This is a genomic window from Prevotella sp. AM42-24, from assembly GCF_003461825.1.
In the GTDB taxonomy this organism is placed as follows: domain Bacteria; phylum Bacteroidota; class Bacteroidia; order Bacteroidales; family Bacteroidaceae; genus Prevotella; species Prevotella hominis.
The window spans coordinates 54,963-78,839 of the sequence record NZ_QTXV01000004.1 but is presented as its reverse complement, the minus strand read 5'-3'; the positions used below and the strand labels follow the sequence as shown (position 1 = coordinate 78,839).

At 43.1% G+C, this 23,877-nt stretch carries 19 protein-coding genes; 9 read left to right on the top strand and 10 right to left on the bottom strand.

The features are described from left to right. Window positions 1-27 precede the first annotated feature (27 nt). The 4 genes from DW917_RS02540 to DW917_RS02525 all read left to right on the top strand — a co-directional run bounded on the left by DW917_RS02540 (window position 28) and on the right by DW917_RS02525 (window position 5,686). Window positions 28-1,326: a hypothetical protein gene (locus DW917_RS02540; protein ID WP_118116189.1), complete on the top strand. Its 1,299-nt coding sequence runs from the start codon at window positions 28-30 to the stop codon at window positions 1,324-1,326. 9 nt (window positions 1,327-1,335) lie between these two features. Further along, window positions 1,336-1,995: an LPS export ABC transporter periplasmic protein LptC gene (lptC, locus tag DW917_RS02535; RefSeq protein WP_118116186.1), complete on the top strand. Its 660-nt coding sequence runs from the start codon at window positions 1,336-1,338 to the stop codon at window positions 1,993-1,995. Window positions 1,996-2,011: 16 nt separating this feature from the next. Continuing rightward, window positions 2,012-3,280, top strand: coding sequence for a hemolysin family protein (locus DW917_RS02530; protein WP_118116184.1), 1,269 nt, complete (start codon window positions 2,012-2,014; stop codon window positions 3,278-3,280). A 255-nt stretch (window positions 3,281-3,535) separates the two neighbouring features. Further along, entirely contained in the window at window positions 3,536-5,686 is a 2,151-nt protein-coding gene (locus tag DW917_RS02525) for a peptidylprolyl isomerase (protein ID WP_118116182.1), read from the top strand. 87 nt (window positions 5,687-5,773) lie between these two features. On the opposite strand, the gene DW917_RS02520 is transcribed toward DW917_RS02525, so the two are convergent. From DW917_RS02520 to DW917_RS02505, 4 genes are read right to left on the bottom strand one after another with little or no spacing between them, the layout of a single operon-like run. Further along, window positions 5,774-6,202, bottom strand: coding sequence for a BT0820 family HAD-type phosphatase (locus DW917_RS02520; protein WP_118116180.1), 429 nt, complete (start codon window positions 6,200-6,202; stop codon window positions 5,774-5,776). A 9-nt stretch (window positions 6,203-6,211) separates the two neighbouring features. Further along, window positions 6,212-8,752 (bottom strand): polysaccharide biosynthesis tyrosine autokinase, encoded by a 2,541-nt coding sequence (locus DW917_RS02515; protein WP_118116178.1) that lies wholly within the window; start codon window positions 8,750-8,752, stop codon window positions 6,212-6,214. A gap of 57 nt (window positions 8,753-8,809) precedes the next feature. Beyond that, on the bottom strand, window positions 8,810-9,685 hold the full coding sequence (rfbA, locus tag DW917_RS02510) for a glucose-1-phosphate thymidylyltransferase RfbA (RefSeq protein ID WP_118116176.1): 876 nt from the start codon (window positions 9,683-9,685) through the stop codon (window positions 8,810-8,812). A gap of 17 nt (window positions 9,686-9,702) precedes the next feature. Beyond that, the gene (locus tag DW917_RS02505) at window positions 9,703-11,133 is read right to left on the bottom strand and encodes an undecaprenyl-phosphate glucose phosphotransferase (RefSeq protein ID WP_118116174.1); all 1,431 of its coding nucleotides are present in this window, start codon (window positions 11,131-11,133) and stop codon (window positions 9,703-9,705) included. Window positions 11,134-11,372: 239 nt separating this feature from the next. On the opposite strand from DW917_RS02505, the gene DW917_RS02500 reads away from it, so the two are divergent. The 5 genes from DW917_RS02500 to DW917_RS02480 all read left to right on the top strand — a co-directional run bounded on the left by DW917_RS02500 (window position 11,373) and on the right by DW917_RS02480 (window position 15,106). Beyond that, window positions 11,373-12,020 (top strand): hypothetical protein, encoded by a 648-nt coding sequence (locus tag DW917_RS02500; RefSeq protein WP_118116172.1) that lies wholly within the window; start codon window positions 11,373-11,375, stop codon window positions 12,018-12,020. A gap of 92 nt (window positions 12,021-12,112) precedes the next feature. Further along, window positions 12,113-12,406: a hypothetical protein gene (locus tag DW917_RS02495; protein WP_118116170.1), complete on the top strand. Its 294-nt coding sequence runs from the start codon at window positions 12,113-12,115 to the stop codon at window positions 12,404-12,406. A 13-nt stretch (window positions 12,407-12,419) separates the two neighbouring features. After that, the gene (locus tag DW917_RS02490) at window positions 12,420-12,722 is read left to right on the top strand and encodes a cell division protein ZapA (RefSeq protein ID WP_118116168.1); all 303 of its coding nucleotides are present in this window, start codon (window positions 12,420-12,422) and stop codon (window positions 12,720-12,722) included. 47 nt (window positions 12,723-12,769) lie between these two features. Continuing rightward, entirely contained in the window at window positions 12,770-14,305 is a 1,536-nt protein-coding gene (rny, locus tag DW917_RS02485; protein ID WP_118116166.1) for a ribonuclease Y, read from the top strand. 105 nt (window positions 14,306-14,410) lie between these two features. Further along, window positions 14,411-15,106 carry a tRNA 2-thiocytidine biosynthesis TtcA family protein gene (locus DW917_RS02480; protein WP_199545471.1) on the top strand — a complete coding sequence of 232 codons (696 nt, stop codon included), beginning with the start codon at window positions 14,411-14,413 and terminating at the stop codon, window positions 15,104-15,106. A 139-nt stretch (window positions 15,107-15,245) separates the two neighbouring features. Here DW917_RS02480 and DW917_RS02475 read toward each other — a convergent pair whose 3' ends face one another. From DW917_RS02475 to ccsA, 6 genes are all read right to left on the bottom strand, one after another. Beyond that, window positions 15,246-16,001 carry a hypothetical protein gene (locus DW917_RS02475; protein ID WP_233524606.1) on the bottom strand — a complete coding sequence of 252 codons (756 nt, stop codon included), beginning with the start codon at window positions 15,999-16,001 and terminating at the stop codon, window positions 15,246-15,248. A 65-nt stretch (window positions 16,002-16,066) separates the two neighbouring features. Continuing rightward, complete coding sequence (locus DW917_RS02470; protein WP_233524605.1) at window positions 16,067-17,128, bottom strand: YncE family protein; 1,062 nt, start codon at window positions 17,126-17,128, stop codon at window positions 16,067-16,069. A gap of 14 nt (window positions 17,129-17,142) precedes the next feature. Continuing rightward, complete coding sequence (locus tag DW917_RS02465; RefSeq protein WP_118116160.1) at window positions 17,143-18,432, bottom strand: hypothetical protein; 1,290 nt, start codon at window positions 18,430-18,432, stop codon at window positions 17,143-17,145. A gap of 383 nt (window positions 18,433-18,815) precedes the next feature. Then, window positions 18,816-19,484, bottom strand: a complete 669-nt coding sequence (locus DW917_RS02460) for a Crp/Fnr family transcriptional regulator (protein ID WP_118116158.1) — start codon at window positions 19,482-19,484, stop codon at window positions 18,816-18,818. Window positions 19,485-19,664: 180 nt separating this feature from the next. Then, window positions 19,665-21,308, bottom strand: coding sequence for a hydroxylamine reductase (gene hcp / locus DW917_RS02455; RefSeq protein WP_118116156.1), 1,644 nt, complete (start codon window positions 21,306-21,308; stop codon window positions 19,665-19,667). 296 nt (window positions 21,309-21,604) lie between these two features. Further along, window positions 21,605-23,860, bottom strand: a complete 2,256-nt coding sequence (gene ccsA / locus DW917_RS02450) for a cytochrome c biogenesis protein CcsA (RefSeq protein ID WP_118116262.1) — start codon at window positions 23,858-23,860, stop codon at window positions 21,605-21,607. Window positions 23,861-23,877: the final 17 nt, after the last annotated feature.

Genomic DNA, 23,877 nt, shown 5'->3' with positions numbered 1-23,877 from the left:
GAATATAAATTTGAATGATAATTATCAATGAGAAAGCTTATTTTAGCTACCCTTTTGTTGGGTACAGTTATTTCGGTTAATGCCCAAAGTGGTACTAATTCTCCATACAGCCAGTATGGTCTTGGCGTGTTGTCAGACCAGACTTCTGGTTTCAATCGTGGTATGAATGGCGTTGGTCTCGGTTTTCATGAGCATAACCAAATCAACTATTTGAACCCTGCTTCATATTCAGCTATAGATTCCTTATCTTTTATTCTTGATGCAGGTATCTCAGGTCAGATTACCAATTTCGAAGAGAATGGAGTCAAGAAGAATGCTAATAATGCTAACTTTGAATATGTGGTTGCTGGTTTTAGAGCTGCCAAGCATTTAGGTGTTAGCTTTGGTGTGCTGCCATTTACTAATGTAGGTTATAACTATACTTCTACAGAAAAAGTAGGCTCACAGTTTAATGATGCTACTTATACCAATACTTATAATGGTGAAGGTGGACTTCATCAGGTTTATCTCGGTGTCGGTTGGGCTCCGGTTAAGGGATTGGCTGTAGGTGCTAATGTGGCATATATTTGGGGTGATTATAATAAGTATGTTTCTAATGCTTATAGTAACTCCAATTATAATACGTTGATTCGTACTTATTCTACTCAGGTCAACAGCTATAAGTTAGATTTTGGTATCCAATATACAGCCAAGCTCTCCAAGAAGGATTGGGCAACAATCGGTGCAACCTATTCACCAGGTCATAATCTTGGTGCAACTGCCGACATGAATATTATTTCTAATAATTCTCAGACAAGTGCATCGGATACAACCTTTTTCTCTATTGATAAAGCATTTGAGCTGCCTCATATGTATGGTGTAGGTTTGATGTGGAATCATAATGATCAGTGGAAAATAGGATTTGATTATACCTTGCAAAAGTGGGGTAGTTTGGAATATCCTCGAAGATATGTAAATGTCAATGACAAGAATCATGTCCTTGATGTGGATGGTGCTTACGCAGACCGCAGTAAGTTCAATTTGGGTATGCAGTATTGCTATGGCGAATATAACCGTAGTTTCTTCAAGCGTTTGAGATATCGTGCCGGTGTAAGTTATGCAACTTCGTATTATAAGGTAAATGGTATTGATGGACCTAAGGAAATCTCTGTTAGTGCAGGTTTCGGTATTCCAATTATGAACAATTACAACCACCGTTCTTTCCTCAATATCAGTGGACAGTGGGTGAAGAGTTCTGCAAAGGATTTAATTAAGGAAAATACTTTCCGCTTGAATATTGGCTTTACTTTCAATGAAGAGTGGTTTAGAAAGTGGAGAATGAAGTAATATATAATAATGTATAAGATTAAAAGCACTTTTTTAGGATTATTGATGTTCTTTTGTTTGGTGGCTTGCCAGGAACAAGTGGAACATACTGCACCTGCAATCTTGGCGCGTGACTCTGTTGCCATGATGACTTCGTATGGTGTTAATACGCTCATCAGTGATTCGGGTGTGATGAAATATCGTATTGTTACGGAACGATGGGAAGTGAATACCAGTAAGAATCCTTCTCAATGGATTTTTGAAAAGGGTATTTTGCTGGAACAATTTGATGAGAAGTTTCATGTGAATAGTTATATTCAGAGTGATACGGCTTATTATTATGACCAGCAGAAGATATGGAAACTTTATGGAAGAGTTCGTATCTTGACTAAAGATGGATTGAAATTTACAAGTGAACAACTCACTTGGGATCAAAATAAGCATGAGCTTTCGAGCAATGTCTTCAGTAAATTAGTTACTCCTGAACGTACCCTGCAAGGGTCATATTTCTGGAGTGACGAGAAGATGACTCGTTATTTTGTTAGTAATTCTAAAGGTAGCTTTGAAAAGGGTGATGTGGCTGGTACACAGAGTGATACTATCTCTTCTCAGCCAGATTCAGTAAAGCAGAATTTACGTCCGCAAGCTACACCGCGAAGTGCGACAAATTCGATTCCGCTTATGCACTAATATTGAAAAAAAGAAAATGGAAGAAGTAGGGATTAGTCTCATAATTGGAATCTTGGTGACAATGGTCTTTTCCGCCTTTTTCAGTGGTATGGAAATTGCCTTTGTTTCATCCAACCGTATGTTGGCTGAGATGGATAAGGAAAAAAACGGATTTACACAACGTATTATTTCTTTGTTTTACTCTCATCCTAATGGTTTTGTCAGTACCATGCTTGTGGGTAATAATATTGCCTTGGTTGTATATGGTATTCTGATAGCCCGTCTCTTTGATAACACTATTTTCATTGGGCTGGATGATGGTCTGAAGGTTTCTGCTGATACGATTTTATCTACATTAATCGTGCTTTTCACAGGTGAGTTTTTGCCTAAGACTCTTTTCAAGTCCAATCCTAATAGATTGTTGTCTCTTTTCAGTCCTTTAGCTTACTTATGTTATGTCGTCCTTTGGCCTATCAGTAAGTTCAGTACTTTTTTAAGTAAGATGTTGTTGAAGATTCTTGGTGTTAAAATGGACGATGAGACTGGGGATGAAGGATTTTCTAAAGTGGATTTGGATTATCTTGTCCAATCCAGTATAGATAATGCAGAGAAGGATTCTGATATTAACGATGAGGTCAAGATATTCCAGAACGCATTGGATTTCTCGGATACCAAAGTAAGGGATTGTATGGTTCCTCGTACTGAAATTCAGGCGGTTGGTCTGGATGCAACACTTGAGGACCTGCGTCAGAAATTCGTGGAAAGTGGCAATTCTAAGATTGTGGTATATAAGGATGATATAGATCATGTAGAAGGATATATTCATAGTTCTGAGTTGTTCCGCAATCCGAAGAAATGGCAAGATCATATTCGTACGATGCCTTTTGTGCCAGAGACGATGCAGGCGCAAAAGTTGATGCAGATTTTCCTACAGCAGAAGAAGACGTTGGGCGTAGTCGTTGACGAATTCGGAGGCACCAGTGGACTGGTCAGTTTGGAGGATATTGTAGAGGAAATCTTTGGTGATATTGAGGATGAGCATGATTCAGCGAAATATGTCGCCAAACAAACTCCTGAGGGTGACTATCTTTTGTCTGCTCGTTTGGAAATAGACAAGGTAAACGAAATGTTTGATTTAGACTTGCCTGAAAGTGATGAATATATGACTGTTGGAGGCTTGATACTTCATGAATATCAGAGTTTTCCAAAGTTGAATGAAGTAATAAGCATTGGTAAGTTTGAATTTAAAATTATCAAGTCAACCTCTCGAAAAATAGAATTAGTTCACTTGCATTTGTTGAAGTAAACTCCTAAAAATAATATAGCAAAAAGCACTTGTCGTTTGCGATAAGTGCTTTTTTCTTGCTATTTTTGGGACTTTTTGGCATGTATGTCCAAAAAAGGCATAAAAAAATTCCCTTATTTCCGATTTTCTTTGTATTTTTGCAAACAATTGGCTAAAGTCTTACCTTGCTTTCATTGATTCGGAGCAGGGTTATGGAAAGAAAAGCCTATATAACTAGAGAAAATAAACAAAAAATAAAAATAAAATTAAAACGTAATGGCAGCATTAGGAACAATTAGAAAAAGAGGCGTCATTCTGGTTTGCATTATCAGTTTTGGCCTCTTCGCCTTCATTGCTGAAGAAGCTTTCCGTTCTTGTGATTCTGCAAAGAACAACGAACGCCAGCAGATCGGTGAGGTATTTGGCGAGAAAATCAGTGTACAGGAGTTCCAGAAACTCGTAGATGAGTACACCGAAGTAATTAAAATGCAACAGGGACAGGACAATCTCCCTGAGGAGCAGATGAACCAAGTCAAGGATATGGTTTGGAATTCATACATCCAAAACAAGATTGTTGCTCATGAGGCAGAGAAGTTGGGTCTCACTGTTACTGATGCAGAACTTCAGGATATCTTGAAGACCGGTACCAACCCAATGTTGGCTCAAACTCCTTTTGTTAATCAGCAGACAGGTCGCTTTGATGTTTCTGCTTTGCAGAAGTTCTTGGCTGATTATAAGACTCAGAAGGCTAATCCATCTGCAAATGCTCAGATGATGGATCAATACACTAAAATTTACAACTATTGGTCATTTATCGAGAAGACTCTTCGTCAGCAGACTTTGGCTCAAAAGTATCAGTCTTTGCTCGCACACTGTTTCCTTTCAAATCCTGTAGAGGCTAAGATGGCTTTCAAGGAGGAAAACGAGGAGAGCAAGATTCAGTTGGCTGCTTTCCCTTATTCTGATATCCAGGATGACAAGGTGAAGGTTGTTGAAAGTGATTTGAAGGCTATGTATGATGAGATGAAGGCTCGTTTCAAGCAGCCTGTTGAGAGCCGTGATATCAAGTTCGTTGATATTCAGGTAGAGGCTTCTCAGGCAGACCGCGCTGCTCTTAACAAGGAATTTGCTGGTTACCAGACTCAGTTAGCTGCTGCAGCAGATCCTACAGAGGTTGTTCGCAAGTCTGCATCTACAGTTGCTTACTTGGGTATTCCTGTTGGCAAGGATGCTTTCCCATCAGATATCGCAGCTACTCTTGATTCTATGGCTGTTGGTGCTACTACTGCAGTGAAGGCAAATAAAGCTGATAATACTTTGAATATTGTCAAGTTGGTTAACAAGCAGCAGTTGCCTGATTCTATTCAGTATCGTGTTATTCAGGTTGCCGCAGCTTCTGTTGCAGAAGCTAAGACAAAGGCTGATTCTATCCAGGGTGCTATTTCTGGTGGTGCTGATTTCGAGGCTATCGCTAAGAAGTATGGTCAGACTGGTGAGAAGGCATGGATGACAACTCGTCAGTATGAGTTTGCTCAGTCTATGGATAAGGATAATAAGGCATTCATCAACGCTTTGAATACTCAGGCTGTTAATGCTACTTCTCAGTTGCAGTTGGGACAGGGTTATGTAATCCTTCAGGTTTGCGACCGTAAGGCAATGATCGAGAAATATACAGCTGCTGTCATCAAGAAGAATGTTGATTTCTCTCAGGATACTTATCGTACTGCTTACAACAAGTTCTCAAGTTTTGTCAGCGCCAACCAGACTGCTGATGAGATTGTGAAGAATGCAGCAAAGAGCGGTTATAAGGTTCAGGATTTGAAGGATATTACAACAGCTACTCACTATGTAGCAAACATCCATTCTACTCGTGAGGCTCTCAAGTGGATCTTTGAGGCTAAAGAAGGTTCTGTGTCTCCTATGTATGAGTGTGGTAACAACGATCACCTTTTGGTTGTAGTACTTGATAAGATTAATCGTATTGGTTTCCGTGGCTTGGATGATCCTCAGGTAAAGGAGATGGTTAAGGCTGAGGTTATCAAAGACAAGAAGGCTGAAATGATTGAGGCTAAATTGAATGGTGTTAAGAATATCGCTGCAGCTAAGTCTAAGGGTGCTAAGGTTTCTGAAGTTAATCAGATTACTTTCGCAGCTCCTGTATTCGTAGCTTCTGCTGGTGCAAGCGAACCTGCTCTTTCTGGTGCAGTTTCTGCTACTAAGAAGGGGGCATTCTCTGCTCATCCTGTTAAGGGTAATGCGGGTGTATATCTCTTCTTGGTTACTAATAAGTCTAACAGACCTGTTAAGTTTAATGAAAAGGCTCAGGAGCAGAAATGCCGTCAGAAGTCTATGCAGTATGCTGGTAACTTCATGAACGAGCTTTATCTCAATGCAAATGTCGTTGATAACAGATATCTCTTCTTCTAAGTAAAAGAGAAATTCATATAAAACAAAAAGAGCGTGGCTTCATTTCGAAGTCACGCTCTTTTTGTTTTATATATCTTGTGATATTATTTATCCTCGATTCCACCAATGCTTTTTCTTAGGAGGCTCTTGGTACGCTCCCATGCTTTCCTTAATGATGGTTCTATAGCTCTTTCCCTGGCTTATTATCTGGTAAATTTGCCCCCAGTCGGGAAGTCCACCTATATTTCTATCATCAATGAAATAGTCAGCTTTCAGTTTTCTTGTGAAGTGATTGTTGTTTTCTAAACTTTCTTCAGGATAGTCCTTGTTTACAGCCCAGAATTCTACTCCTCTCTCTTTACACCAGTCAACTGCTTCCTGCAGGAGATGTCCTTCTCGAACACTCCACAGGATTAAGCGGTGATGGTCTCTAATCAACATTTTTAAGGTTTCGATGGCAAATGGTATCTCGGTACCAATCTTTGGGTATTCATGAGTTACAATTGTGCCATCGAAATCAACTGCGATAGTTGCCATTCTTTACATTTATTTCTTTACGCTGTCGTCATTGATATCGCTATAATGACTCTTGCTGTAATTACCATAGATACCATATGAACCGTAGCTTCCATAGCCGTAGCTCTTGTAGCCATATTTGCCATTGCTGCCGTATTTACCATATTTTCCGTACTTCCCGTACTTCCCATATCCGTAAAAGTAGCCATACTTCTTCTTAGATAAGTCAACGCCATTGAGTACAATGCTCATATTTGGCAATTTCTTCTCCATGCTCAAGCTGTTGATGAGACCAAAACTTGCCTTCTGGGTGAAGTCTGCACGACAAACATAAACTGTAGCATTTGAGATGCGGCCCAATGCCAATGTATCAGTTACAAGACCTACAGGAGCTGTATCGATTAAGATATAATCATAGTGCTCTTTCAACTGCTCCATAGTTTGTTCGAGGCTTTCTCTTGTTACCAATTCACCAGGGTTAGGAGGAACAGGACCTGCCATGAGGATATCCAATTTGTCATTAATACCAGAAGGGACAATCTGTTCTTTTACGTCGCTCCAGTTTACTTCGTCTTTTACGAGCAAATTAGTAATGCCATGGTGATGATCGTCAATCCCGAATAATTCTGCCAGACGAGGCTTACGGATATCCAGACCAACCAATACCACCTTCTTGCCAAGGAGAGCGAAACTGATAGCCACATTCGAAGCAATGAATGTTTTACCTTCAGCTGATGTGGTAGAAGTAAACATAATCACCTTGTCATGTTGCTTGAGTAAGAACTGCAGGTTAGTACGTAAACTACGGAAGATTTCCTCCATCAAGTTGTTCTTATTCTCATGTACTACGATATCAGCTTTGGTCTTAGCTCGTTCACTTGCGATGGCAACATCAGCGATGATAGGCAAGTCTGTCAATTTTGCAACATCGTTGTGTCCTTCAATCTTGTAGCGGAAGAATTCCAAGAGGAAGAGGATACCTGCTGGGATAGCCAAACCAAGAATCAATGCAATCAGCATAATCATATAATTCTTAGGTGTTACCTTACCTGCAAACACAGGGGTATCAATCAGCTTACCCTTATCTGCAGTAGCTGCCAATGAAATAGAGTTTTCCTCACGCTTCTGGAGCAACATCAGATACAAACCTGATTTTACTTCCTGCTGGCGACCAATCTGGGTCAACATACGCTCTTGTTCTGGAGTGTTGTTGATTTGTCCTTCATACTTGCCTGCTTGAGCTGCAATACTATTACGTTGAATTCTCAAACCTGCACGGGCTTGTGTCATTGCACGTTTGATAGATGAATTCAGATCATCCAACTGAGCTGTCAGTGGTGTTACCGTAGGAGAATTCTCACTTGCACTGTGGAGTAACTGATTGCGCTGCAAGGCAATTTTGTTATACTCGTTGATGAGGGAAGTAGCACTTGCATCAGACAAACCTACATTTGATGGAATAGGCTGGTGACGGTTGCTTGGCTCATTCATGTATCTAGTCAATTCGTCCAACAGAGCCACCTGTGTATTAGCTTCGCTTAACTTTTGGGCATATTGGTCTGCGTTTGCAACAGCTTGAGTAGCATTCATCTTCAACTCAACCATGTTGTTACGTTTCTTGTAATTTTCCAACTGACCTTCTGTACTACCCAATTCTGCGTTGATTTTCTCCAATCGCTGATTGATAAACTGCTCTGTACGTACTGCAATTTCGTTCTTATCTTCGTTAGCTTGTCTGTTATATACGATAGCCAACTGCTTCAGATAATCAATAGCTCTTTGTGGAATTTCATCGTTCAGCACCAAATCGACAATTGTAGTAGTCTTTGAGCTCTCTGTTACGTTTAGGTTTCCTACATATTTGCCTGCAGCAATCTCTGGAGCAATCATGGTAGCTTTGAGTGATTCGCCATCTCGCAACATATAGTTGCCGTTTTGTGTGAATCTTACAACACCCACTCTTGTACCGATAGTAGCAGGAAGTGCAGAGAAAGTCTTGTCGATATTGACTGCTTCTGGGTTGAATGAGTTATTATCAATAGGAACATTGTATGAACCCGTTACATGATAGTTTCTTCCTTCTCTTGTAATCTTTAAGTTCATTGGTGCATTCAACTTTTTCAAATGCTCCAAGTCCATATCAATGTTGACTTCCTGATCACCATAAAGTATATGGTCTTTCAACTTGCCTTCATGTCTGTAATTCACATAAAGTTTCAAGTCATAGACAGTCTGTTGTGCCAGGGTTCTTGACTTCAAGATTTCCATCTCGTTATCAATACCATTGGAGTTTGATATGATACCCAAATTTGTGGCACTCATGATAGAATTACCACCTTTGAAGCTGCTGCGTGAGCCTTCGTCATCCTTGATCAAGAGTTTGGCTGCAGATTGGTATATTGGCGTGGCATAGCGCAAATATATGTGGGCTGCACCCATACAGATGATAAGGGAGAGTACAAACCACTTCCAGTTGAGTATGAGAGCGGTGTAGATAGTGGCAAAGTCAAAACTTGACTTCTCCTCGTTCTCCTGGATACTCTCCATTTCTAAGTTCTTGTTTTCTTCCATTATTCAAATGTCGTTTATTATTATATAATATGTATTATCTCTTCTTATACAATTTGCCTATTTAGTAGTGGCCAATTCCATCAAATATTGTCCATAACCATTTTTGAGCATTGGCTTGGCTAATTCCTTGAGTTGTTCTGCGTTAATCCATCCCTGTTTGAATGCGATTTCTTCCAGGCATGCAACTTTCAACCCCTGTCGCTTTTCGATGACCTCAATAAATGTGCTGGCTTCTGAAAGGCTATCATGCGTTCCGGTATCAAGCCATGCAAATCCACGCTGTAAAGTTCTTACCTTCAGTACCTTTTGCTTGAGATATTCTTGGTTCACTGTGGTTATTTCAAGTTCTCCACGGGCACTTGGCTTGATGTTCTTGGCGATTTCTACCACGCTGTTAGGATAGAAATACAGACCCACTACCGCATAGTTGCTCTTAGGCTCAGCAGGTTTTTCTTCAATGCTGAGACAGTTACCATCTTTATCAAATTCGGCAACTCCATATCTTTCTGGGTCGTTCACGTAGTAGCCAAAAACGCTGGCCTGACCATTTTCGGCAGCCTTGACACTATCTTTGAGAAGACCTGTAAATCCGGCACCATAGAAAATGTTGTCTCCTAAAACCAGGCAGACATTATCATTTCCAATAAATTTCTCACCAATGATGAAAGCTTGAGCCAATCCATCAGGTGAAGGTTGTTCTGCATATTCGAAATGAACGCCAAGTTCGCTGCCGTCACCTAATAATCTGCGGAACCCAGGTAAGTCGAATGGGGTGGAGATAATCAGGATTTCCTTGATACCGGCAAGCATCAAGACTGAAACCGGATAGTAAATCATCGGTTTGTCAAAAATAGGAATCAACTGTTTGCTGATACCTTTTGTGATGGGGTAAAGGCGAGTGCCTGATCCACCTGCTAATACAATACCTTTCATATTTTTATGTGATTTTATTAATAAGCATTCTTATCGTGTATGATTATACTCTTGGCTGTCAGGTAGATAATGCGCAAATCCAACCAGAACGACCAATTTTCAATATACCATATATCTCTTTTTATTCTTTCTTCCATCTGCCAAAGCTCTTTGGTCTCACCGCGGAAACCTGTTACTTGTGCCCATCCTGTAATTCCTGGCTTGGAGAAGTGACGTACCATGTATTTGTCGATGATTGAACCATAAATTTCTGTATGATGCAGCATGTGAGGACGTGGTCCAACGATGCTCATGTCTCCCTTGAGTACATTGAAAAATTGTGGGAATTCATCTATGTTGGATTTTCTCATAAAGTTTCCGAAAGCAAACTTCCTTGGGTCATTTTCGGTAGCTTGAACTGTATCTGCATCCTTATTGACATGCATGGAACGAAACTTCAGACATTGGAATGTATTGCCGTTGAGTCCGGTTCTTGCCTGTCGGAAAAATATCGGTCCAGGACTCTGTATCTTGATGATGATAGCTATGATAGGTAAGAATGGTAAGAAACAAAGGCAGATGATGGAACTTACAGCAATATCAAAACTGCGTTTAATAACTCTGTTGCCTAATTTCGCCAAAGGCTCACGTCGATTGGTAAATACACTTTTCCCAAGATAGAGTTGTGGGTCCAGATGCAAACTGTATTCTCCAAATTGGCGTGGCATATAATAAAAGTGAATAACGTTCTTGTCACAGAACTGCATGATACGTACTATCTCATTGGAGTAATCATGAGATAAGCAACAGAAGAGTTCTTCAATATTGCTTGGAATACCATTGATGGTATTATTGATGCTTTCTGCCATCACCTTATTGAGGTGTTGCATATCCCCCAGCCATTTAAACTCTTTAGGAGCATTAGCTATTGGCTCATTTGCATAATATCCGTGTACACGATATCCGGCAGATGGGTCTTCCATCAGCGTATTGTACATTTCTATGACAGCAGGATCGTTTCCGATAAATAAAACTGTTTTGATGTTTCTACCTCTTGATCTGTAATATTTGAGAATGCTTAATTCTATATATCGGGAGAGTATTAAGCAGATGTATGTAGCAACTGCAAAATAGATGCAGAATTTGATTAAGTCGTAGCCACCCTTCAGCAAATAGGACATGGTAATATTGAAGATAAGTATCGTGGCGAAAATCAATTTGAAAGTTCTGCCCAATACCTGTATAAACCTTACCTTACGAACGTGGATAATGGACGCGAAGAGTAGTTCACCTAAGAAAAGTGAAACGTTAGCTACAAAATAACATATCTTGCTTGCATGGAAAAAGACTATTGGAACTGAGATCTTATCCCAGTTGATAGCCAGAAAAAGAACAAAGTTGAGAATGATAAAGTCTGCGACTATTACTAACCATCTCACTAAATCACTACCTTTATAAGCTTCTTTCATGTGAATGTGGTATTTCTTTTATAGATAAGTTAAAAGATAATTATTTAAACGTGCGCAAAGTTAGCGTTTTTTTTTCATATTTTGAAACTTTTATGGTTAAAACTTTGTTTTTGGACACAAATATTTCATTTTATTGCAAAAAAAGAAGCTTTGAATTTTGATATTTTGCGATTTTATTGTATTTTTGCAGTACAAATTAGTAAATCAATTGAAAATTTAAAAGTTTAAAAGAATAAGAAATGGGAATATTTTCAAAATTATTCGGTCATAAAAATGAAGAAAAGGTTGGAGGAATGGAAGATTACATGACCTTGGTGCGTGTTTATTTCCAGGCAGCCTTGGCTTCTCAATTAGGTATCACCAATTTGGCAATGCTTCCAGACCTCCGTGTTTTCAAAAATACCTTCCATGTTCCTACAGTCAATAATCGTTTAGGTATTGGCGAAAAAGCTCATGTGAAGAAGATGATGAAGGGCGTCTATGGAACTGAAGAGGATTATTTCAAGGAAATAGACCAAAGTATTCGTAAGAATTGCCGCAAATTGCAGGATGTCAATGTTTATCTGATTCAGTTCCAAACATTTACACAGGATTTGATGATGTTGATGGGAAACTTGATGAAGTTTAAGTTACGTTTGCCTTCTTTCATGAAGAAAGCATTATACAATATGACTCAAAAAACGGTAAATGATATTTTCAACAAAAATGATTTCAATGATGCCAGTGTCTTGAAGACTGTGGCACAGTTGAGACAGTTGAACCAACGTTTGGGATTCAGCCAGAAGTGGGTAACTGATTTTACTTACCAAGTAGTCATGTTGGCTAAGAAAGAACCACGCCCTTCTGATGAAGATGTGGAAAAAGCCAAGGCTAAAATGGGTAAGTAATCCCGCTTTTTCATTAAATTTAATAAAAATATAGAGGAATATTTGTTCTTTTCAAATTATTCCTTTATATTTGTAGCCAAAAAAGAAGTGTAATGAGTGCTAATGAGAAAAACATCAATACGTTTGCTACAAGAGTAAGGCAGATGATTCTCCAGTTTGAAGAACTCAAAAAGGAGAATGCTGAACTATACTCTATGGTGGATGAGCGTGATGCAAAAATCAAACAGTTGGAGGATAAGTTATCTCAGTCTGAGCATGATTACAATAGTCTCAAAATGGCTAAGATGATGACGATTTCTGATACGGATATGGAAGCTACGCAAAAACGTATAGCTAAACTTATCAGGGATGTTAACAAATGTATCACGTTATTGAGTGATCAGTAAAACTATAAGCGTTATGGCAGATCAAGGTGAAGAGAAATTATTGATTAGATTACATGTCTATGACACAGACCTCTCTGTGAGAATTCCCAGAGAGGATGAGGAATATTATCGTAAGTCTGGAAAACTGATTGATGATATTGTCAATTCATATAATAAAATTTTCAAGGGAAGAAAAAGCGACAAGGAAATCCTCTATATGGCGCTTATTGATATTGCCTTGAGATATGAAAAAGAGGTTGGGCGCAATGATACCGAACCTTATGATGATCTTCTCAAAAAGCTGACTGCCGAAATAGAAGATGCATTAAAATCATGATGCATGTTAGGTAGAATGTTCTATAAATACATATTAATATAATAATAATGGTAGAAATAATTATCGCCGCTCTTGTGGCTCTTATCTTAGGTGGAGCTGCAGGGTTTTTCATTTTCCGTTATGTTATTAAGGGAAAATATAATGAAATGATAGAAGCAGCCAATAAAGAGGCTGAGGTAGTTAAAGAGAAAAAACTTCTTGAGGTAAAGGAAAAATTCCTGAATAAGAAGGCTGAGTTGGAGAAGGAAGTACAGCAGCGTAATTCCCGTATCCAGCAGAGTGAAAACAAGCTCAAGCAGCGTGAGATTTCTCTCAATCAGCGCCAGGAAGAACTGGGTCGTCGCAAACAGGAAGTGGAGCAGAACCAGCAGCGTATTGACAATGAGAAAAAACTCCTCACCGTCAAGCAGCAGGAACTCGAGAAGATGCAGAAGATGGAGCAGGCTAAACTGGAGGAACTCTCTGGTTTGAGTGCTGAGGAAGCGAAACAGCGACTGGTAGAAAGTCTGAAAGATCAGGCTAAACTGGATGCTGCAAGTTATATCAATGAAATCATGGATGATGCTAAACTGAATGCCAACCAGCAGGCTAAGAAGATTGTAATCCAGACCATCCAGCGTGTGGCTACGGAAACTGCTATAGAGAATTCCGTTAGTGTCTTCCATATTGATAATGATGAGGTGAAGGGACGTATTATCGGTCGTGAAGGTCGTAATATCCGTGCCTTAGAGGCAGCTACTGGTGTTGAAATCGTTGTTGATGATACTCCTGAGGCTATCGTTATTTCTGCTTTCGATCCGATCCGTCGTGAAGTTTGTCGCTTGGCTCTCCACCAGTTGGTAGCTGATGGACGTATTCATCCTGCTCGTATTGAGGAAGTTGTGGCTAAGGTGAAGAAGCAGTTGGAGAATGAGATTATCGAAACGGGTAAGCGTACTGCTATTGACCTGGGTATTCATGGTTTACATCCAGAGTTGATTCGTATTATCGGTAAGATGAAATATCGTTCTTCATACGGACAGAACCTCTTACAGCATGCGCGTGAAACTGCTAACCTCTGTGCTGTCATGGCTTCAGAGTTGGGATTGAATCCAAAGAAGGCTAAGCGTGCTGGTCTCTTACATGATATTGGTAAGGTGCCTGATGAGGAGAGTGAATTGCCACACGCTTTGTATGGTGCCAAGATTGCTGAGAAGTTTAAGGAAAAGCCAGATATCTGCAATGCCATCGGCGCTCACCATGATGAGATGGAGATGAATACGCTCTTGGCTCCTATTGTTCAGGTCTGTGATGCCATCTCTGGTGCCCGTCCTGGTGCCCGTCGTGAGATTGTTGAGGCTTATATCAAGCGTCTGAATGATCTTGAAGCTATCGCAATGAGCTATCCTGGTGTAACCAAGACTTACGCTATTCAGGCTGGTCGAGAACTTCGTGTGATTGTGGGTGCAGACAAGATGTCTGATGACGAGAGCACAAAACTTTCTGATGAGATTGCAACCAAGATTCAGAATGAGATGACATATCCTGGTCAGGTGAAGATTACTGTCATCCGTGAGGTTCGTAGCGTTGCTTATGCTAAATAGTAAAAGCTGAGTATATTTATCCGGAAATAAATAAAGCCGCTGTTCTTTTGGGCAGCGGCTTTTTATATCTTAAATGTTCCTTTACATCTTATTAAATTTGAAGTTATGAAGGTGGAACGTAAGGTTTTAAAACAGTTCAATAAAGGTTGTGTGGATTATCATCTTCTGGAAGATGGTGATCGCATTCTGATTGCTTTGAGTGGTGGCAAGGATTCCCTGGAACTGGTCCGCTTGCTGGCTCAGCGTGCCCGTATCTATAAGCCACATATCGAGGTGGAGGCAGCGCATATCATCATGGATAACATTCCTTATGAGACTGACCGCTCTTATATTCAGCATTTCTGTGAGGAGAATGACATCAAACTTCACATCCTGCATAGTTCGTTTGATGAATCTACTGATCCTCGCAAGACTCGTTGTTTCCTCTGTGCTTGGAACCGTCGCAAGACGCTCTTCGAGTTTGCGGTAAGCCATGGGTTCAATAAGATAGCCCTGGGCCATCACATGGATGATATCCTCGTTACCCTGCTGATGAATATCACCTTCGAGGGTTCACATTCCACGATGCAACCAAGTCTTACTCTAAAGCATTATCCGCTTACTATTATCCGTCCTCTCTGTCTGGTTCATGAAGCTGATATAAGGCTGGTTGCTGAGGAATTACATTTCAGCAAACAGAAAACATTGTGTCCTTACGAAGAGACTACTCGTCGAGCTGATATGCAGGCTATTTTCCAGCAGTTGGAGCAGATGAACCCCGAAGCCCGCTACAGTCTTTGGCGCTCCGTTTTTATGATATAACTATTGTAGAAGAAGCAATAAAAACGAAAGTAGTTTCATGTGCTCATGAAACTACTTTCGTTAGCCAATGAAATAGGCTTCATTTGCCAACGAAGCCTATTGTATTTGTTCCTGGGATAGATCTAGTAAGTGGCAGTTACTAATTTTGGGGAGCTGCCCAGAAACGTGAAGTATCTGTTGTCAGTACTGAATGGTCGGGAAGTTCAAAACCTTTGAATCCTGAAGGAACAAGCACGATATGGCGATTATTGTTTCGATAAGCAGGATTATTATCTTCGCGACCATAGCCTGTTGTCTCCCAAGTATCAAACCAGTATAAGTTTTTTGCCCAATATGCCCTGTAATAAACAAAATCATTATCTGAATTCAAGAGAGGACGGTAAACGATTTCTCTGCCGTCAATATATCGCTCACGCATTTCTGTAAGAGAAAGTGGAGTGCCTTTTTCATCTTCTGCCCAAGCTTTCATATCCGAGTCTAGCATAGCCCATTTCTGTAATTCTGGCAGCCACACCAGGTTAACAACATGGCAGTCGGAATCCTCGGAATCTGCGGGATGACAAGTAACAAAGCGGTTTACAATACCCTCAGACAGCAATAGTTCGTGTAAGAGGATGGAGTGTAATCGACAGTTGAATGCAGGCTCTATCGATCGAGTGTATTTCCATAGCGCCGGATATGCCCGTCCTCCGTTAAGCGTCCCGGCGGATATGTTATCCGCCGTTAAAAAATGTCCTAACCTCTTTATGCTTTGGGGATATGTTATCCCCAGCCCCCAGGCAGTAGCCGGCAGAGTTTTGATTCGAAGATTCAAAGATATCATATATCTATAAATATAAATATCAACCCCTAATGGATTGATACTTGCTTTTGTTTTTTTAGGTTTACTTATCACATAAGCCCCCCCATCCGGTTTGAGAAGGCAGGATGGGGGATTTCTGTATTTTGAGAATGCTTCGCTTACTTCTTGCGAGGCTGGATCTCGTAGGATGGATTGTTGCGGATCTCCCAGCGGTCGAGCTTAGTGCCGTTGGTCAGGATCAGCTTCTCCTTCTGGTAGGTTACGATGGTCTGGGATGGCAGGCTCACACGGCTGTCGCTCGCAAAGCTGCGGGTTGGCTGAGAGAAGTTGCGCTTCTGGATATCAGCTAGAGTGTATTCTGCCAGCTGCATCTTGCCGTCCTTCTCCATCGATACGAAGAACTTCTCCTTGTCGTCGGTCTTCGAAATGGAACGGATTTTCTCTGTTGCGTTCTGGGTAATCTTGGCTGGCGCATCGTTCTTCTTCTCGATGATGTCCTGTACCTTCCAGGAATAGATGGTACCTGTACGAGGGATGAAACTGTAGAGCGAATCGCCTATCGCTTCCATATCGTAGGATTCTGACTGCGGCTCAAACTTGCTGCCGATGAAATAACTGTCTGTAGCCAGCTTGGCATACACATTGTTGTTGTTGGCAGCACCCAGGTTGATAGCGTTGCGGTCGAATACTCTGATATTGGTCTCCTTAGAGTCTCTTACGAACACCAGGCGAGGGGTGGCGCAGACGCATCCTGCCCAGGAAACATTGCTGGCTGGCCAGGAGCCGGTGCCCAGACGGCTGAGATACTTGCCCGTCTTCTTCTCGAAGATCTGCACCTCACGGCTGTCGCCGGCTGCCACGAAGAGGTGGTCGCCCTCGGCATATACATCCCTAGCCAGGGTGCGGTCGCCATTGCTCATGCTGCGCTTCAGACCCAGGGTTTCGGCATCGAATACGTCGATGCATTTGCCGGCAAAGTTGGCTACATACAGCTCTTCGCCATCGCTGAAGAGATTTACGGCATTCAGCTGTCGGCCTCCGATGTCCTCGGATGTGCGCGAGAGATAGCCGTCCAGGTAGAAGTGGTCTGCCACCTTGATGGTATCCACCGGCTGCGACACTACACGGTCTTCTGTAATCTCTCTATATTCTGTCTGGTTGCAGGATGCCATTGCCATCATCATCAGTCCTGCGCTTATCATCATTACGTCTTTTCTCATTTTCTCTTTCCTCCTTACTTTTTGTTGTCCTTGAGTGGGTTCTCGGTGAAGTACTTCACGAGTCGGCTCTTCTTGTAAAAATTATCGATGTGCTTCTGCAATACGGCATCATCCTGGAAAATCTCCATGATGGCGCAGTCACGATACTGCGCATTCTCCGGTTTGTGGAAACCCAGCAGGTTGCGGTCGGTATATGGCAGGTCGCCCTTCTTGCTCAACCACATGTGCAGCTGCCAGATGAACTCTGTCCAACCTACGTTCACGCCTTCCGGAGTCTTTGCCGCATAGGTCATGTTACTGTTGTGACCGTAATCCATGCAGTGCATGAACTCGTGGGTGATCGACTCCCATCCGCTGAAGGATGCATAATGGCCGTAGAAGTTCCAGTCGGTAATGCCCCAGGTGGCACCGCCGCCCAGGCCGCCATAGGCAGGTGAGGTCTGTCCGAGCACGAAGTTCTTCTTGGCCTTGAATCTCTCCATCTCGCTCTGATACTTTTCGGCTGTGAATGGTACCTTTTCGTTGTCGTAGAGGTCGCCGCCCATCACCTTCTTGAAGTTCGCCAACACGTACTTGTACTCTGGGGTGGTCATCATATAGGCATAGTTGGTGAGTATCACCACCCATTCGCGGGCATAGATAGGTCTCATCTCGCGGAAGTTGTGCGATTCGCCTACGGTAGGAGTCCATCCGAAATTGGAGAAGCTGCAGTTCCACTGGGCGTCAATCTTCTGGAGCATCTTGAAGTGCTCGTCGTCGCTGGTGAGTCGTGCCTTCATCTGGTTCATATCGAGATATGGACAAAGGAAGCTCACGAAATTTCCGCCTTCCTTCTTCCATACGTTTCTTCTGCCAATGAAGGATGGCTTGAAGGAGAAACGGGAGAAAGCAGGAATGGTTTCGAAAAAAGCCACCGGGATATACTCGTCAGCCTCCGGGATATACATCTCGAGGGTGACGTTGGAGACGGGTTTCGCACTCCAGCTGGTGATGACGAGCGAATCGCCCACTGCCGATTTCTTCACGCTGATCAGGTTGTTGGTCTGGAAGGTGTAGTCTGCCTTGCCTACGATTTCCGTTGAAGGGTCGGATAGATTCAGGATGTGCTTGGCGAACTCAGCCGGCAGCTTGTCGAAAACCACGGTGTCTTTCTTGAAGTCCTGCTGGAATGGCTGCTGGATGTCGTTGTACACAATCTTGTCTTCGTAGTTTGTGGAGCAGGATGCCATCAGGGTCATCGCCGCCACGAGCGTAGTACTAGCTGCCAGAGCCGGAATCTTTCGATGTTTTTTCTGTTTCTTCATTTTGGGTTTTTACTGTATAATCATTTACTATTTCATTAAAACATTTGCTTGCAAAGATACTGAAAATAATTCAAAATTCCAAATATTTAGAAGGATATTTCGTCTAGTCTGTAGCGCCGGATCAGCATATCGATGGGATGTCTGAAGCTACACTCTCAGCGAGAGGTTGAATGCTAAGTACATGATAGTTAGTTGGATAGATTTAAGAAAATGGCCCTTATACTATACCATATATAGTAATATATATACTTTATTATACTTTTTATACTATACGTAAACGCGTGTGAGAAAATTTTTTTTAGAAAAATTGATGGAAAATGTATTTTTTCCAAAAAACTCTTAATAAACTGTTAAAAAAATGATTGAACATTCATTCCTGCTCCTTATTTCATTTCATCCGAGTTGAGTATGGTGATGGTCTTGCCCTCAATCCTGATGGCACCCTTCTCCTCGAATTCGGAGAGGCAGCGGAGGAGCGAGAACTTCTGGATACCGAAGATATCCGCCATTTCCTGGCGGCTGACATCCAGTCGGATGGTTCTGCTCTGCTGTTCGATGGCCATCTTGATGAGGTATTGCGCCACCTTCTCCTTGACGGAGAAAAGGGAGAGCATGCGCATTTTCTGCGAAAGGAAGATATCTATCCTTGACAGGTGTTGGATGAAGTTCCAGCGTATGCGCTCATCAGTATCTATCAGCAGTTTCAGTTCAGAAGGCCTCATGCGCAGGAGGGTGGTCTTCCTGCTTGTCTCCACGCTTACGGGCATCTCGTTATTATGTGCGAAGATATAGGCAGGGGCTATCAACATCGATTCGCCCAACCGCTCTATCTGAGCCTGCTTGCCCGACAATCCCGACATGCGGGCTATCATCTCCCCCTCGACAATGATGTCGGCATATCTGCAGGGCATTCCTGCCAGCACATAGGTTTCCCTGGCAGCAAGCTCCACCATCCGGTAGCTTACCATCGACAGTGCCTCTTTGATTTCCTCTGGAGTAAACCCCTCAAACACCGTGCATTTCTGCAAGGTAACGAATATTGATTCTTTCATACTTTTAAGTTTTATATTCAATAACGCATTTTCCCCCGATTTATTGTTCGCTCAAAAAATAAGGCACTTTGCAACACTATCGAGAGTGTTATTGCAAAGTGCCTTTTAAACATGAAAACTTATCTTTTGATTTTTTCCCCGAGTTTTACAGATTCTCCCTTAACTCAGTAGCTGCTGTTCTTATCCTATATATTTTTTGATGTCCTCTTCTACCGTTCCGTTTCCGGCAATGCCAAAGGTATCTACCAGTACCTTCAGTACGGCTGGTGAACAGAAGGCTGGGAGCGTAGGACCCAGATGGATGTTCTTTACGCCCAGATGCAGCAGGGCAAGAAGTACGATGACTGCCTTCTGCTCGTACCAGGCAATATTGAAGAAGATAGGAAGTTCGTTGATGTCGCTGGCTCCAAAGATCTCCTTCAGCTTCAATGCCACAACCGCCCAGGAATAGGAGTCGTTGCACTGACCGGCATCCAGCACACGAGGAATGCCGTTGATGTCGCCCAGATTGAGCTTGTTGTACTTGAACTTGGCACAGCCGCTGGTGAGTATCACTACATCCTGAGGCAGCGCCTTGGCAAACTCCTCGTAGTAGTTGCGGCTCTTCATTCTGCCATCGCAACCACTCATCACCACAAACTTGCGGATGGCTCCGCTCTTCACAGCCTCTACTATCTTGTCTGCCAGGGCAAAGACCTGGGCATGCGCAAAACCGCCGATGATCTCGCCTGTCTCTATCTCCCTAGGTGGCTGGCAGGTCTTGGCAAGTGCAATCACCTCGGAGAAGTCCTTGTGGCCGTCGACACCCGCCTGGATATGCTTCCAGCCAGGGAAACCGGTAGAGTTGGTGGTGAAGACGCGGTTCCTGTAGCCTGCCGATGGCGATGGCGGTACGATGCAGTTGGTGGTGAAGACTACAGGACCGTTGAAGCTCTCGAATTCCTCCTTCTGTTTCCACCACGCATTGCCGTAGTTGCCCACCAGATGCTTGTACTTCTTGAGCTGCGGATAGTAGTGGGCAGGAAGCATCTCGCCATGGGTATAGACGTCGATGCCCGTGCCTTCGGTCTGGATGAGGAGATCTTCGATATCCTTCAGGTCGTGACCGGAGATGAGGATGCCCGGATTGCTGCCTGTGCCGATGTTCACTCTGGTGAGTTCCGGATTACCGTATGCCTGGGTGTTGGCCTTGTCGAGGAGTGCCATCACATCCACGCCGTACTTTCCTGTTTCGAGCACCACGCCCAGCAGCGTGTTCATATCAGCATCAGGGTTGCTGATGGTGGCGAGAGCACGGCAGATGAAGCTGATAATCTCGCTGTTCTCTTCTCCCAGATGGGCTGCGTGCTCGTAGTATGCTGCCATACCCTTCAGACCGAGCATGGTGAGTTCCTTGAGCGAGCGGATATCTGCATTCTCGTGGCGGAGCACGGATTCACGGGCGCCCTCTGCCTCATAGTCTGTCTTCTCGCCACCCCAGGTTACCTCCTGATAGGCAGGGAGGTGGATATTCATGCTTGCCGCCTTTTGCAGCAGCTGTTTCTTCAGTACGATGCCCTTATCTACCTTTTGCAGGATATCCTGGTCGTTGAAGTTGGCGTTGGTAATGGTGGTGAAGAGTGCATCCGTGAGGAAACGGGTTACCTCTGGTGTCGGCTCTTTGCCTATGCTATGCTGTATGGTTCCTATGCCACGAACCACGCTGAGCAGCAGATCCTGCCACTTGGAAGTTGTAGCCTCCTTACCGCAAACACCCTTGATGGTACAGCCTGTACCCTTAGCTGTTTCCTGACACTGGAAACAGAACATCTTGTTTTCTGCCATATTGCTATAAATTAATGAGTTATTTTAATGTTTTCTTCCAGGCGGCAATCGGCCATTCCTGGTTTCCGGCTGCAAAATTACGGCTTTAAAAATATTCCTACGGTAACAATTGTGACCGTAGGATATTAAAAAAACATAAAAAGAGTGTGGGGGAATGGATTTCTCCCTTCTTGAAGAGCATGATGATTAGATTGATGTCAACACCATCATATATTTATCCTTAAGGGAAATTAAAATTATCCTTAAGGGAAAATAAATTTTGCCTTAAGACTAAATATATTCTGGCTTCTGACGGGCTATGCATAAGAGTGCATGCCCGTGAGGAAATAGTTCACACCGAAGTAGGTCATGGCGATACTCAGGAAGGCTAAGGTGATGTAGATGTGATACACCAGCGGCTTGCGGAAAACCGGTAGACTCTGCGTATGTACCACCACAGCATAAATCATAAAGGTGATGAGTGCCCAAGTCTCCTTGCTGTCCCAACTCCAGTAGTTGCCCCAGCTCACGTTAGCCCAGATAGCACCGATAAAGATACCAAATCCCATGCAGGTGAGGGCAGGGTAGAGGAACACACGGCTCAATGCCTGGAGTTCTTCGCCATGAGAGCGCATGCAGATGCCCATGATGCCGCAGATAAATGTCAGTGATAGCAGAGCATAGCTCATCATGATGATGCTTACGTGCATACTCAGAAGAGGACTATTCAGTACAGGCATCATCTGTCCAATGGCAGGATCCATCTGGTTGATATGACTTACGAGCAGGAAGAAACCTGAGAGCAAGAAGCCGAATACCATCACAAGTCGGATTCTGAACTGCATGAAGATGGCTATCAGCATTACAAACCATGCCACGGTGAGCATACTCTCATAGCCATTCGACATCGGTACGTTGCCACTGATAATCCATCTCAATATCAAACCGAAGGTCAGCGCCAAGAATGATACTACCAACAGAATAGGCAAGGCGATGTCCAGGACTTTCACTTCTCTCTTCTTCGTCATGCGATAGATGGTATAGAAGAGGGCGATGAAGCCTAATGTCAGGTTTACCATAAAGAGCACCGTGGCAAAAGGGAAAGCATTGTTGATGCGCTCTGCCTTGTACTGGGTGCTGGATGGCAATGAGTTGCCACCGCTTATCTGCTGATACTTCTTCATCTTGTCGAAGAAGATGTTCACTCTGTCTATATTTCCTGCCTTTACGTCGCCATAGAGCAAGGAGAATACGTTGGTGATATAGAGTGCATGCTGTTTTTCTACAGCGTAAGGCAACTTATCTGTTGGTGAGAACCAAGTGGTGGTTCCTGCCTTGATAAATGGATTCTCCTTGGTGGCACGCACGTTCTTTGTGAAAGTATAAGGCAATACCTTGAGTGATACACCGCGGCGCAGATCCATGATGAGCTGTATCTTGCCATCAATGTCTCCTGCCTGATGATGGAATTTATCTTGCGCTCCATTATAATATTCCTGCACGTATTGTCCGATGGTGTAGCCGCCCATATCCTTATTGAAGAACTGGCTGACAGAGCAGTAGTCTGGCAGATTGAGCGTAGATTTCAGTTCGCCGCTCTTCACTCTGATGAATGGTTCTTTTGCCCATTCATCTCCATAGAATATCCAACCGCTCAACACCTGTTCGGCAGTCAAGCCTTTGTAGCTTCTAGCGCCATATATCTTCTTGCAGAAGTCGAGGGCGTAGGTCTGAACGGGACAAATACGGTCGTTATAGAGAATATTTAGCTCTCCAAACTTCTCTGCTGTCTCCTTAGGAAGCACCGCATGATCCAAGGCTCCCGTTTCGGCTGCTTGCAGATAGCCCACGCTCAGAAGCAAGGCTATTCCCAATGCACCTTTCTTCAGTAGAGGACTGGCAAGGAGCTTGCGATAACCGCCCTTAGGATCCAAGAGCATCCAGATGAGCGAGAGGAAGAGTAGGGCATAACCGGTATAGGTAACAGGTATGCCAAATGGATCGGCATTGATGGCGAGCACGCTACCCTTGCCGTCCTCATCGTATGATGACTGGTAGAAACGATAGGAGCGATGTGAATAAATCTTGTTCATCGACACCAACCCCTCGCTCTTCTCATTACCATCCACTACCGTAAACTTAGAGGAATAGTCGGCGACCGCCTGAGTACCATCGTGCATCTTTGCCTCAAAGTTCTGTAGGCAGAGCGAGAAAGGTAGTTTCTCCTCCTTCATTCCTTCACCATCTTCGTCAGCCATGAGATAGCTGTCTGTCGGTTGACCGATGCGTAAATGAATCATTCCTCGCTTGGCGGAGATATGCGTGAGCAGTGCGCCTGCGAGTATAATGATAAAGGAGAGGTGGAGTGCAAGTGTAGAGGCACGCTTCACCTTTCGCTTGATGATATAGAATGCTCCGAGGGCAGCTATCACTGCCCACATCAATATAAACCACCATGCGCCGTAGTAGTGGGCATGGACGTAGTCTGTACCCTGGCTTTTTTCCACGATAGTGGCGACAGCCATGCTGATGAGTACAAGGATGTAAAGGGTGAAAATAATCTTTTTGACCATCATTCCTGAATTAATTT